Origin of the sequence: Leisingera sp. NJS201 (genome assembly GCF_004535885.1) — a bacterium.
In the GTDB taxonomy this organism is placed as follows: domain Bacteria; phylum Pseudomonadota; class Alphaproteobacteria; order Rhodobacterales; family Rhodobacteraceae; genus Leisingera.
In genome coordinates this window covers 127,494-139,781 of record NZ_CP038234.1, presented here as the reverse complement: position 1 = coordinate 139,781, position 12,288 = coordinate 127,494, and the positions used below count along the sequence as shown (strand labels likewise).

Here is a 12,288-nt window from a genome sequence, read left to right as displayed (position 1 = left end):
TGCGCCGGAGTTTTTCCTGAGGCCCCTAGTTTAGCGTAGTGACGAAGGGAGTACGGAGACAGCTTCCTGTTCCTCACATTGGACCTGCTTCACTTTTGTTCCGGTTTTCTGCGAGCAATGCTCGCCATAGAGGAGACCGGAAATGGCACCCAAACACAGTGACGATTTCAAACGCGAAGCGGTTCGGATCGCGACAAGCAGCGGGCTGACGCGTCGCCAAGTCGCGTCGGATCTGGGGGTCGGCCTTTCGACCTTGGGCAAATGGATACGTCAGTTCTCGGACGATCCTTCTACCGCGACCCAGGATTCTGAGCTTCGGCGCGAGAACGAACGCCTACGCAAAGAAAACCGCATTCTTCGGGAGGAGAGGGAGGTGTTAAAAAAGGCGGCAATCTTCTTCGCGGGTCAAAAGCAATGAGATTTCAGTTCATTGCGGATTACCGCGGGGATTTGCCACGCAGCCATTTGTGTCGCCTGATGCAGGTGACGGATCGTGGTCTTCGGGCCTGGCGGCACAGGCCGCCGTCACGCCGCCAACGTCGGGATATGGTGCTCTTGGCGCATATTCGAGAGCAGCATCGCTTGAGCCTGGGCAGCTACGGTCGTCCGCGCATGACGCAGGAACTCAATGAACTGGGCATCCATGTCGGGCAACGCCGTGTGGCGCGGATCATGCGTGATAACGGCATCCAGGTGCTGCGCAGCCGCAAGTTCAAGCGCACGACCGACAGCAATCACACCTTCAATATCGCGCCCAACCTGTTGCGTCAGGATTTCACCGCAAGCGCCCCGAACCAGAAGTGGGCGGGAGACATCACTTATATTTGGACCCGCGAGGGATGGGCCTATCTTGCTGTGATCATCGACCTCTATTCGCGACGGGTGATCGGCTGGGCCCTGAGCAACCGCATGAAACAGGATCTGGCCTTGCGCGCTTTGGACATGGCGATTGCCCTACGAAAGCCGCCCCCGGGCTGCATCCACCACACTGATCGCGGCGCCCAATACTGTGCCCACGAGTATCAAAAGCGTCTGCGCAAGCACGACTTGGTGCCGTCGATGAGCGGAAAGGGAAATTGCTATGATAATTCGGCCGTCGAGAGCTTCTTCAAGTCGCTGAAGGCCGAATTAATCTGGCGCCGGACCTGGCAGACCCGCAGAGAGGTCGAACTGGCCGTCTTCGAATACATCAACGGCTTCTACAACCCACGCCGACGGCATTCGGCCATCGGCTGGAAATCACCCGTGGCTTTCGAAAAGATCGCCGCCTAACATGAGCTACACACCGGAACGAAAACGGTGCAGGTCCAATGCCAAAGCAATCGCGCAGTGGTGCGATATGTCCACCCAAGTGTTTGCCCTGTCACGGCAACGCGATGCAGAAATGGAGGCCAATCCCGGCGAACAAGCCCGCAGGGACATATTAGGCAAGTATGATACCCTGCAGCGGAAACTGCAGGTCAATCTTGCGTCTCAGCTCGGCATTGCAGAATGGGAGCTCAATAACCTTTCAATGAACGCCGCCTGGGCCACGCACTGCCGCACAAAGAACAAAGGCTGGGGTGTAATCACGCCTGAACTTGCTGCGGCAACGCCCCGGTCTGACGCAAAGGAGGCTCTGAAAGCTCTTCGGGCGTTCTATAAGATGAACCTTGAGAGGGGGACTTCACCCTACTTCGACAACAAGCGGTATGGAGCCGTTAGCTGCAGGCGCGAAAACGTCGATGACCAGCATCTGGTGGGGTGCATTCTTCAATCGTTCTCGAACCCCTCTACTTGGGATGTGTTTGTCGTGGGCAAACTTCAGAATGGGCAGTTGGCACTCGCCCCGATCAACGGACTGACATCTAGCCACATAACGAGCGTTGGCGATCTGAAGTCCTTCCAAGCCCCCGGCGCTCCGCGCGCGCATCTTGCCGAGTTCACGGGCCAGATCGATCACGCAGCAATACATAAGCTGTTTGACTGATCCCGCCCGCAAATGAACCCGGGTGCAAAGGCAGTGGATTGCTCGCGCGCATTGGACCGCTCCAGCGATGCCACCCTTTGCACCCATCCCCCATGAGGCCCAAAATGAAATCTACCTTCTGGGAGCTGGAGAGGCTCGGACGCGTCAAGCTGTCCAAACATTTCACGTTCCGCCAGTTCCTCCATTCTGAAATCGCCGCTGCGTATGGCATCGTCAACATGCCCGATGACGCTGAACTGGCTATAGAGATGGGGCGTGGTCTGTGCGCCAATGTGCTGGAACCCATCGTGTCTGAGTTCGGCCCCGTCATCGTGCGCTCTGGCTTTCGCTCCGCCAGCCTGAATGCGCTGGGGCACAGGCTCGGCCTCAAATGCGCAAGCAACGAAAAGAACTACGCCGCGCACATCTGGGACCATCGCGATCCTGACGGCAGTGCTGGAGCATCTGCCTGCATCGTCATCCCTGCCTTCAACGAAGGCCACACCGGCCATGGTGGTTGGCAGGACCTTGCAGACCATCTGATGACCTCTCTGCCCTGCACGGAGCCGAAGCGGTTCAAGAATGACAACGCGTTCAATATTGGCTGGAAACAACAACCCAGCGCGACGGCTCTTACCTTGCCCGGTTCTCTTTAGGGCGGGGTTATCAGAGACAGACCGCGCGGCTCAAAACCTGTCTCTATGAAATGGTTTTACAAAGAGAGACGCCTTTCTCTCCAACTCTAGATGCTATTGGGACCTTCATCATGCAGGTAGGCTACGCACGTACATCAACCGCAGATCAAGTCGCAGGGTTCGAGGCCCAGAAACGTGATCTCATCGAAGCCGGATGCGAAGAGGTGTTCAGCGAACAAGTCTCCTCGGTTGCCCAGCGCGCAGAACTAGAAAACGTGCTGAAGTTTGTGCGGCGCAAAGACACGCTGGTCGTGACCAAGCTGGACCGTCTTGCACGTTCCACCCAGCACCTGCTCAAGATCGTTGATGAGCTGGAAGCCAAAGGCGTAGCCCTCCGCATCCTTGATTTCGGTGGCGCTGAGGTGGATACCAAATCCCCAAGCGGTAAACTGATGCTGACCATGTTCGCAGCGATGGCCCAGTTTGAGCGTGAGATGATGTTGGAGCGGCAACGCGAAGGCATCGCCAAAGCAAAGGCGGCAGGCAAATACAGAGGCCGCGCGCCCTTGGCCGTAGAGAAGGTCGAGCGCGCCCGAAGCCTCAAAGCACAGGGCGTCAAGGTTGCAGATATCGCAACCCAGCTCGGGCTTGGTCGGTCCACTCTCTACCGCGTGCTGAAAACGATGTGATGAACCGGGGTGCACGTGTTGCGCCAAGGAAGCACGCCCGCTACCACTGGTTGATTTCGGTTCGACAGCCAAACGGCAATTGGCTATGGATTGTTGCAAACAATAAGCAATTCGCAGGGCGCGCATTTCATGGCCAACACTTCACGACAGGCAGACCTCGACTTCGCTGCGGATCTTTTTAAAGCCGCTGACAAAATGCGAGGCGGTCTAGAGCCTTCTGAATACAAACACGTCGCGCTAGGCCTGATCTTCCTCAAATACATTTCTGAAGCTTTTCAGGCGATGCACGATCAGCTCACCGCAGACGACTTTGCAGACCCTGAGGACCCCGAAGAATACCTCGCTGAGAACGTATTTTGGGTGCCCGAGACCGCCCGCTGGTCCTACATTCAGGACAATGCTCGTTCAGAAAACATCGGCAAGATCATTGACGACGCGATGGAGGCTATCGAGGCCGAACCCACCAACGAGACCCTCAAAGGCGTGCTGCCCAAGAACTACGCCCGGCCCACGCTCGACAAGACAATGCTGGGCGAGCTGGTGGACCTCTTCTCCAACGTTAAAATGCACGACAGCGCTGACCGTGCGCGCGACCTCTTGGGCCGGGTCTATGAATACTTCATTTCGGGCTTTGCCAGCGCCGAAGGCAAACGTGGTGGCGAGTTTTTCACGCCCCGCTCCGTCGTCCGCACCCTCGTTGAAATGCTCGAACCCTACCAAGGCCGCGTCTACGACCCCTGCTGTGGCTCGGGTGGCATGTTCATCCAGTCCGAAAAGTTCATCGAAGACCACGGCGGCAACCCGCTGAACCTCTCGGTCTACGGGCAAGAGATCAACCACACCACTTGGCGGCTCGCCAAGATGAACCTTGCTGTCCACGGCATCGACGCCGCCATCGAATGGGACAGCGCGGGCAGCTTCCACAAAGACGCTCATCCGGGGCTGAAGGCCGATTACATCCTCGCCAACCCGCCCTTCAACATCTCGGACTGGGGCGGTGACCGGCTGGCCGAGGATGAGCGCTGGCAATACGGCATCCCGCCCAAGGGCAACGCCAACTTCGCGTGGATACAGCACATCATCCACCACCTCGCCCGCGCGGCCATGCGGGCGTGGTGCTCGCCAATGGCTCCATGTCCTCGCAAACCAGCGGCGAGGGCGAAATCAGAAAACGCCTGATCGAGGAAGACCGCGTTGATTGCATGGTCGCCCTGCCGGGGCAGCTTTTCTATTCCACGCAAATTCCCGTCTGTCTGTGGATTTTGAGCCGGAACAAATCCGCAAACGGGCTGCGGGACCGGCGCGGAGAGGTACTGTTCATCGACGCCCGCAATATGGGCCACATGGTGGACCGGGTGCGGCGCGAGTTCTCGGACGAGGACATCGAAAAGATCGCAGGCACCTACCGCCGCTGGCGCGCCGAGCCCGAGACGCTGGAGGAGAAAGGCTGGGAGGCCTACGCCGACGAGGCGGGGTTTTGCAAATCCGAAGGGCTGGAGATCATCCGCAAGTTTGACCACGTGCTGACGCCGGGGCGGTATGTTGGGGCGGCAGAGGATGAAGGCGACGGAGTGCCGTTTGAGGAACGCTTCAAAGCTCTTTCTGCCAAGGCCATGGCTCAATTTTCGAAGTCAAATGATCTACAGACTGCGATAGCTCGTCTCTTTGGTGAGCTGGGGGCAGGTGATGTTCCCAAACAAGGCTTTGAGCGAACTCCCACTTGAAATAATTGATGGTGACCGAGGGGCCAATTATCCAAAAACGAACGAGTTCTCAGCGCGCGGCCATTGCCTATTCCTAAACGCTGGCAATGTCTCGGCGAGTGGGTTTAGCTTTTCTGATACGGCTTTCATATCAGAAGAGAAGGACCAGTTGCTTAGAAAAGGTAAGGCACAACGAGACGACGTAATACTTACCACGCGTGGGACCGTTGGTAACTTGGCATTGTATGACGAGAGCGTCCCATACGAGCATGTTCGAATAAACTCGGGTATGGTTTTGATGCGCCCCGACAAAATCGCGCTTGATCCTGAGTTTCTGTACTACGCATTGCGGTCTCCCGCCTTTTCCAGACAGGTCGCGTCGTTGCAGACTGGGAGCGCTCAACCTCAGCTTCCCATTCGGGACATCAATCACCTGAGGATACCATTCCCCGATTTGAGCAATCAGAAGGAGGTATCCAAGCGCGTAAAACTGATCTTCGACAAAATCGAGCTGAACCGGCGGATGAATGAGACGTTGGAAGAGATGGCGCGGGCGCTGTTCCGGGATTGGTTCGTCGATTTCGGACCCACCCGCCGTCAGATGGAAGGAGCCACCGACCCCGCCGCCATCATGGGCCACGCCTTCCCCGCCGGAGATATGCCAGCGGAAGTGGTCACCGGTTCCGCGTCCGGCATATCGACCACTAAACCTCTAACAGCCGCTACCCTCGCCCCCTCTTCCCCGCCAAGCTGGGCGACGATGGCCTGCCTGAGGGGTGGAAGAACAGTGCGCTTGCTGATCGCTACAAGATCACAATTGGCAGAACGCCACCAAGAAAAGAAAAATGGCATTTTCGGAGTGATGGTCGTGGTGTGCCTTGGTTGTCAATCAGAGACCTTGGCTCATCCGGCGCATTCGCATTTAATACGGCAGAAACGCTAGAAGAAAGCTCGGTCGCTTCCTGTCGAGTACCGGTCGTCAAGGCCGAAACGGTTCTGGTCAGCTTCAAACTCACTGTGGGTCGAGTGGCAATAGCAGCGAATTCAATGGCCACGAACGAGGCGATTGCACATCTCAATCCGACCGAAAAATCTGCACCTACCGAATATACTTATGCATGGATGAAGCAGTTTGACTATGGAACTCTGGGAAGCACTTCTTCGATTGCGAACGCGGTCAATTCGAAAACCATTCGTTCGATGCCAATCTTGTGTCCGGGGCAAGCCCTTGAAAACGCTTACTCCAAAGTAGCAAGGAGGATTTTGGCGAAAGTCAGGGCGAACACCGAAGAAAACCAAACCCTCGCCGCCCTCCGCGACCTCCTTCTGCCCAAACTCATGTCCGGCGAAATCCGCCTGAAAGACGCGGAGGCCTGTCTATGACCGCTAGGCTCATCAACATTTACTGCGACGAAAGCTGTCACCTCGAAAATGACCGGGAACAGGTCATGGTACTGGGCGGCGTGTATTGCGATGCAGATCAAACGCGCCGCATTTCCAACGCCATTCGCGGCATCAAGGATCGCCACGCCATTGCGCCCGGGTTCGAAATCAAATGGACCAAAGTCTCAAATGGTGCATTGCCGTTTTATCGCGAGCTGATCGCGTTTTTCTTGAACGACACCGCCCTGCATTTTCGAGGCGTGTTGGTGCCGGACAAGACGATTTTGGATCATGAAGCACATTATCAGTCGCATGATGATTGGTATTACAAGATGTATTACCTCATGCTGCAATACGTGTTCAAACCGCCACACGCCTATAACGTCTATCTCGATATCAAGGACACGCTGGGCAGTGAGAAGGTGGATCGTCTGCACGATGTTCTGTGTAACCGAATTTACGACTTCGACCATCAAACCATTCGTCGTGTGCAGCAAATTCGATCACACGAAAGCCCGGTTTTACAACTGGCTGACCTGCTGATCGGCGCGGTAGGCTATGAAAATCGTGGTCTGTCGGGCAGTGCTGCGAAGTTGCGATTGATAGAAGATCTGAAGGTTCGCCTTGGGGATCAAGTTTTGACGCGAACATCTTCTTTTGGCGCGGAGAAATTCAACCTCTTGCGCTGGGTTCCCAACGGTGGGGCCGTATGACCCTTCCAAACCTTATACTGTTCAATGAGTATGGCGGTGACTGGGCGCGCTATGAGGACGCGCTTTATGCTCAATTTGACCAGGACATTCTGCAACATAATCTGCGATTTCGCGGGGCCAAAGTTACCGCGAGGCGCACACCAGAGCACGAGCGAAAGTGGGCGGGTTTCTGGCATTTGATCTCTGAGGGTCGCGTTGAAGATGACCGCACGCCGGACTTGCGCCGATGTGAGCGGTTGGCTTGGGTTCGTTGGATCATTGAAAACGAGGCTCGGTGTGCAGAGATCGACGTTTGGCAAAATCGGCGCGGTCGCGAGCAAAACACCTTGTTGTGGCTCGGAGAAGAGTATCTCGTGGTGTTGGCTTCACGGCAGCAGAACTTCCTGCTGAAGACGGCATACTGCACAGATAGAAATCATAGAGTTCAAAAACTTAGGAAGGAAAGGGATGCAGCTTGGAACGCGCCCTAAAAAGGCTGAAGCCGCGCCGGTTTCCCGGAGCGGCCTCGAATACTCCTTCTACGCATGGCAGATGAGCTACACTCTAAGTGTATGCAAAATGCGTAAATGTCAAGTTACCGTTCCGCATGCGGGGGCAAGATGACTGACCTTGGCCGTTTAGAAAAGATCGACCTGCGCGACATCTGGCGCACCGAAGATCAGGACTTCACGCCATGGCTGGCGCGGGAAGGCAACATCGGGTTGTTAGCCGATGCGTTGGGCTTAGAATTGGAGGTTGAGGCGCAAGAAAAAGAGGTTGGTCCTTTTCGCGCGGATATTCTGTGCAAGGATCTGCGGAACGACAGTTGGGTCTTGATTGAGAACCAGCTTGAGCGCACCGATCACAAGCATCTAGGCCAGTTGATCACCTATGCTGCGGGCCTGAAGGCTGTGACAATTGTGTGGGTCGCAGCGACCTTCACAGAAGAGCATCGTGCCGCGTTGGATTGGCTGAACACGGTCACAGACGACGACTTCCGGTTCTTTGCGCTTGAGGTCGAACTTTGGCGCATTGGGGATAGTCCTGCTGCCCCGAAGTTCAACATCGTGTCAAAGCCCAATGAGTGGTCAAAGACTGTCGGAGCGGCTACCCGGCGGATCGAAACCGAGGCCCTCACAGGAACCAAGCAGCGTCAGTTGGCCTATTGGCAGTCGTTGGCTGATCACATGGCTGAACACCCCTTGCAGCGCTCTCGCAAAGCGCGCCCGCAGTCTTGGACTATCTTTCCTATCGGCAAATCGGGAATGCACCTAGGTGCAGTGATCAATACACGCGAAGAATGGATTGGGATTGAGTTATATCTGGGCGATGAAAACGCCCATGCGCATTTCTTGGAGCTGTCCGAAGATCGCGCGGTGATCGAGAGTGATCTTGGTTTTGCGCCCGAATGGCTGCCGCTGCCCGAAAAACGCGCGTGCAGGATCATCCTCTACAAACAGTCTTGTCCGCTGTCTGATGAAGCTCGCTGGCCAGAGTATCACGATTGGATGGTTGAGAAGTTGGACGCTTTCAACCACGCCTTTCGGTTGCGTGTCCGAGATTTAGACCCAGACAAGTATCGCGATGTGGCTGATGACGGCGAGGTGCCTGCGCCATGAGCATCAACGAGGACCTCGTAGAACAAGCCGTTCTGGCCATTTTGCAAGAGCTGGGCTGGCGCTTTGAAGACCCGTTTGAGATCGCCCCTGATGGTCCCAATCGGCAACGTGGGGCATACGGTGAGGTTGTTCTTGGGGCTTGTTGGAAGCTGCTGCTGGGCGGCTGAACCCGGATATACCTCAGGAGGCGTTGCAGTCTGCGCTTCGCCAAGTTCAGGTCTCCGAAACCCCGTCACTTATCGAAGAAAACCGGCGCATTCATCGGTTGCTGGTCGATGGGATCGACGTTGAATACCGCCGCCCGGATGGCTCCATCAAAGGCGACAAGGTGCGTCTGATCGACTTCGCTAGTCCCGCCAACAACGATCTGATGGTCACGAACCAATTCACCGTGGTTGAAAGCGGCCATAATCGTCGCCCGGATGTCGTGGCGTTTGTGAACGGCCTGCCCTTGGTCGTGGTCGAGTTGAAGAACGCGGCGAGTGAAAACGCGACGATTGAGGACGCCTTCAATCAACTTCAGACTTACAAGCAGCAAATCCCTTCGCTGTTTCGGACGAACGCAGCGCTGATCACGTCTGACGGTTTGCTGGCACGGATTGGCTCGCTGAGCGCCGGTGAGGACCGTTTCATGCCATGGCGCACAGTCACGGGCGCACAAGACGACTTCACGCCCGAAGGGCCGAAAGAGATGGAGACGCTCATTCGCGGCGTGTTGCACCCTGAACGCCTTTTGCAGTTGGTGCGTGATTTCACAGTCTTTGGCGACAAGGGCGACGGCGTTTTCAAAATCATTGGCGGCTATCACCAGTTCCACGGAGCGCGCAAAGCACTGGCAAGCGCTATTGACGCTGTCAGCGCGGATGGCGACCGCAAGGTAGGTGTGATTTGGCACACGCAAGGGTCAGGCAAGAGCTTTCTTATGGCGTTTTTTGCGGGACTTCTGGTGCGTGCGCCTAAGCTGCAAAACCCAACGATCTTAGTGGTTACAGATCGCAACGATCTGGATGACCAGCTCTATGGCACGTTTTCGCTTTGCCGTGACCTGATCCGCCAAACGCCTGAGCAGATCGAAGACCGCGAAGATCTGCGGCAAAAACTGGACCGCCAGTCCGGTGGCGTGATCTTCTCGACCCTGCAAAAATTCTCACCGATGGCGGGTGAGGAAGACTTCCCTATGCTCTCAGATCGGCGGAACATCATTGTGCTCGCAGACGAGGCACACCGCAGCCAGTACGGCTTTGATGCCAAACTGGATCGCACCACGGGCGCGCGGCGCTATGGCTATGCGCATTATCTGCGCCAAGCCCTGCCCAATGCGTCCTTCGCGGGTTTTACCGGCACGCCTATTGAGGCTGCTGACGTGAACACACCCGCTGTCTTTGGCGAATATGTTGATGTTTATGACATCAGCCGTGCAGTTGAAGATAAAGCCACGGTTCCGATCTACTATGAAAGCCGCCTCGCGCGTGTGGAGTTGCAGCAAGACAAGCTGCCGGAGATCGACGCCGCCGTTGATGCGCTCTTTGATGACGAAACACTCTCAGAGCAGGAGAAGGCCAAGTCGAAATGGAGCAGTGTTGAACGCCTTGTGGGCGCGCCTCCGAGACTTGAGAAGGTTGCCCATGACATCGTGGCCCACTTTGAAGATCGCGTCGAGGCAATGGCCGGGAAGGGCATGATTGTCTGCATGAGCCGTGCAATCTGCGTCGACCTCTACAACAGGATCACCGAACTGCGCCCGGAATGGCATTCCGAGGATGATAAGGAAGGGGGTGTCAAAGTCGTTATGACCGGGTCTGCGTCTGACCCGCTGGATTGGCAAAAACACATCGGCAGCAAGATGCGCCGCGACCTACTGGCAAAACGGGCGCGTGATCCAGAAGACCAACTCAAGCTGGTGATCGTTCGGGATATGTGGCTGACCGGTTTCGACGCGCCCAGTATGCACACGATGTATATTGACAAACCGATGCGTGGCCATGGTCTGATGCAGGCGATTGCGCGTGTGAACCGGGTATTCAAGGACAAGCCGGGTGGGCTAGTCGTCGACTACATCGGCATCGGACAGAACTTGAAGAAGGCACTCCAGAACTATACCGCCACCGACCGTGACCAAACTGGGATTGACGAGGAAGAGGCCGTTGCCACGCTTCAGGAGCTTGTCGAGAGGTGCCAAGACTTCTTCTCGGGCTTCGACTATCAGGCCGGGATCGTAGGCGCGCCTCAGGAGCGCTTAAAGGCGCTCGCTGGGGCAATCGAATGGGCGCTGGAGAAACAGAAGGCCCGCGCAGACAAGGCAACCGATGAAAAGGCTAAGAAGGCCGAGCTGAACTACTACGCCGATCTGGTCGCCAATCTATCCAAGGCCTTCGCCTTGGCCTCTGCTAGCGACTACGCACAATCGGTCAAGGAAGAGGTGGGCTTTTTCCAAGCTGTGCGTGCTGCGCTTTCGAAGTCATCGCCAAAGACTGGCATGAGTAAGCGAGAGAAAGAGTTCGCCATCGGTCAACTCATCTCAGACGCCATCGCCGATGCAAGCATCATCGATGTGTTGGCCGCAGCAGGCATTAGGACGCCCGAAATCTCGGTGCTGTCTGAAGAGTTCCTGGCTGAAATCCAGAACATGGAGCACAAGAACCTCGCCTTGGAGGCGCTGAGAAAGCTGTTGGCGGGCGAAATCAAAGCGCGCGGACAAAGAAACGTTGTAGAGGCCAAGGCCTTCTCAGAGCGCCTTGAGGCCGCTGTGGCACGCTACCACGCCAACGCCATAACTAGCCTTGAGATGATCCAAGAACTGATCAACATGGCCAAGGATATGAAGGTCTCAGTGCAGCGTGGCGATGACCTCGGTTTGAGCGAGGAAGAGCTCGCATTCTATGATGCGCTCGCTCAGAACCAAAGCGCGGTTGAAATGCTGGGCAATGAAGAACTGCGCAAAATTGCCCATGTCCTTGTCGAACAGCTTCAGCAGAATGTCACCGTGGATTGGCACCTGAAAGAAAGTGCGCGCGCAAAGCTACGTGTGTTGGTCCGCCGCATTCTGAAGAAGTTCGGCTATCCGCCCGACTTGGCACCCGTTGCGATTAATACCGTGCTTAGTCAGGCAGAGGCGTTGTTGAAGTGGGGTGACGCATATTAATCATGGCCCTTTTCCTGATTTTAGTTAGCGGCACCACTACTGCGTGGGCAAGATTTTCTGATTTCTTCTTTTGGCCGCGATAGCACACCATCGTTTTCATTCGGCATACGCAGCCTGAGAACGAATTTCTTGGCCATTTCAGTAGAGAGCGCATAGTGGCGCCTGCCATTGCGTCGAAGTTGCAACCACAACAAAGCCCCCTCAGTGTGTTGCGTCTCACGCCAGTAGCATCGGTCTTCAAAACCGAAAAGTTGCACCCCGGTTCATATGTGTAGGCGCATTACAAGCCAGCCTAACCGGGTGGACAGAGAGGGGGATAGATAACAACCTACATAACGTAAGCATCTGACTTCAAAGGCGTTATTTGAAGTAAATGGTGCCCGGGGGCGGAATCGAACCACCGACACGAGGATTTTCAATCCACTGCTCTACCCCTGAGCTACCCGGGCACGGGAAGGCTGTTCGCCTTGGGTGGGG

The 12,288-nt window shown here is 56.0% G+C and carries 10 protein-coding genes, 1 tRNA gene and 2 pseudogenes; 12 read left to right on the top strand and 1 reads right to left on the bottom strand.

Annotated features, from left to right (window positions below; genetic code table 11):
• Window positions 1-142: 142 nt before the first annotated feature.
• From ETW23_RS00675 to ETW23_RS00625, 12 genes and pseudogenes are all read left to right on the top strand, one after another.
• A protein-coding gene (locus ETW23_RS00675; RefSeq protein ID WP_134828802.1) for an IS3 family transposase occupies window positions 143-1,272 on the top strand; the annotation gives its coding sequence in 2 pieces (ribosomal slippage) (window positions 143-377 and window positions 377-1,272; 1,131 coding nt in all).
• A 1-nt stretch (window position 1,273) separates the two neighbouring features.
• Window positions 1,274-1,969: a hypothetical protein gene (locus ETW23_RS00670; RefSeq protein ID WP_134828801.1), complete on the top strand. Its 696-nt coding sequence runs from the start codon at window positions 1,274-1,276 to the stop codon at window positions 1,967-1,969.
• 104 nt (window positions 1,970-2,073) lie between these two features.
• Window positions 2,074-2,604, top strand: a complete 531-nt coding sequence (locus tag ETW23_RS00665; RefSeq protein ID WP_134828800.1) for a peptidase M15 — start codon at window positions 2,074-2,076, stop codon at window positions 2,602-2,604.
• A 110-nt stretch (window positions 2,605-2,714) separates the two neighbouring features.
• Window positions 2,715-3,272 carry a recombinase family protein gene (locus ETW23_RS00660; RefSeq protein ID WP_134828799.1) on the top strand — a complete coding sequence of 186 codons (558 nt, stop codon included), beginning with the start codon at window positions 2,715-2,717 and terminating at the stop codon, window positions 3,270-3,272.
• A 129-nt stretch (window positions 3,273-3,401) separates the two neighbouring features.
• Window positions 3,402-4,996: pseudogene (locus ETW23_RS00655) on the top strand (type I restriction-modification system subunit M).
• A pseudogene (locus tag ETW23_RS25540) lies at window positions 4,959-5,459 on the top strand (restriction endonuclease subunit S); the annotation flags it as partial. The pseudogenes ETW23_RS00655 and ETW23_RS25540, both read left to right, overlap by 38 nt.
• Window positions 5,460-5,725: 266 nt before the next feature.
• Window positions 5,726-6,358, top strand: coding sequence for a restriction endonuclease subunit S (locus ETW23_RS25535; RefSeq protein WP_134828797.1), 633 nt, complete (start codon window positions 5,726-5,728; stop codon window positions 6,356-6,358).
• Entirely contained in the window at window positions 6,355-7,071 is a 717-nt protein-coding gene (locus tag ETW23_RS00640; RefSeq protein WP_134828796.1) for a DUF3800 domain-containing protein, read from the top strand. Before ETW23_RS25535 ends, ETW23_RS00640 begins: the two co-directional genes overlap by 4 nt.
• A complete protein-coding gene (locus ETW23_RS00635) occupies window positions 7,068-7,541 on the top strand; it encodes a hypothetical protein (RefSeq protein ID WP_134828795.1) in 474 nt (157 codons plus the stop codon). Before ETW23_RS00640 ends, ETW23_RS00635 begins: the two co-directional genes overlap by 4 nt.
• A gap of 129 nt (window positions 7,542-7,670) precedes the next feature.
• The gene (locus ETW23_RS00630) at window positions 7,671-8,669 is read left to right on the top strand and encodes a DUF4268 domain-containing protein (RefSeq protein WP_134828794.1); all 999 of its coding nucleotides are present in this window, start codon (window positions 7,671-7,673) and stop codon (window positions 8,667-8,669) included.
• Window positions 8,666-8,836, top strand: coding sequence for a hypothetical protein (locus ETW23_RS25330; RefSeq protein WP_205879928.1), 171 nt, complete (start codon window positions 8,666-8,668; stop codon window positions 8,834-8,836). Before ETW23_RS00630 ends, ETW23_RS25330 begins: the two co-directional genes overlap by 4 nt.
• The gene (locus ETW23_RS00625) at window positions 8,812-11,811 is read left to right on the top strand and encodes a type I restriction endonuclease subunit R (RefSeq protein ID WP_205879927.1); all 3,000 of its coding nucleotides are present in this window, start codon (window positions 8,812-8,814) and stop codon (window positions 11,809-11,811) included. The genes ETW23_RS25330 and ETW23_RS00625 overlap by 25 nt, the downstream gene beginning before the upstream one ends.
• 374 nt (window positions 11,812-12,185) lie before the next feature.
• On the opposite strand, the gene ETW23_RS00620 is transcribed toward ETW23_RS00625, so the two are convergent.
• A tRNA-Phe gene (locus ETW23_RS00620) sits at window positions 12,186-12,260 on the bottom strand.
• Between the last annotated feature and the right edge of the window lie 28 nt (window positions 12,261-12,288).

What these genes read in the sequence shown, in the direction of transcription:
- ETW23_RS00670 (WP_134828801.1), top strand. Translation starts at nt 1,274, where the DNA reads ATGAGCTACACACCGGAACGAAAACGGTGCAGGTCCAATGCCAAAGCA.
- ETW23_RS00665 (WP_134828800.1), top strand. Translation starts at nt 2,074, where the DNA reads ATGAAATCTACCTTCTGGGAGCTGGAGAGGCTCGGACGCGTCAAGCTG.
- ETW23_RS00660 (WP_134828799.1), top strand. Translation starts at nt 2,715, where the DNA reads ATGCAGGTAGGCTACGCACGTACATCAACCGCAGATCAAGTCGCAGGG.
- ETW23_RS00640 (WP_134828796.1), top strand. Translation starts at nt 6,355, where the DNA reads ATGACCGCTAGGCTCATCAACATTTACTGCGACGAAAGCTGTCACCTC.
- ETW23_RS00635 (WP_134828795.1), top strand. Translation starts at nt 7,068, where the DNA reads ATGACCCTTCCAAACCTTATACTGTTCAATGAGTATGGCGGTGACTGG.
- ETW23_RS00630 (WP_134828794.1), top strand. Translation starts at nt 7,671, where the DNA reads ATGACTGACCTTGGCCGTTTAGAAAAGATCGACCTGCGCGACATCTGG.
- ETW23_RS25330 (WP_205879928.1), top strand. Translation starts at nt 8,666, where the DNA reads ATGAGCATCAACGAGGACCTCGTAGAACAAGCCGTTCTGGCCATTTTG.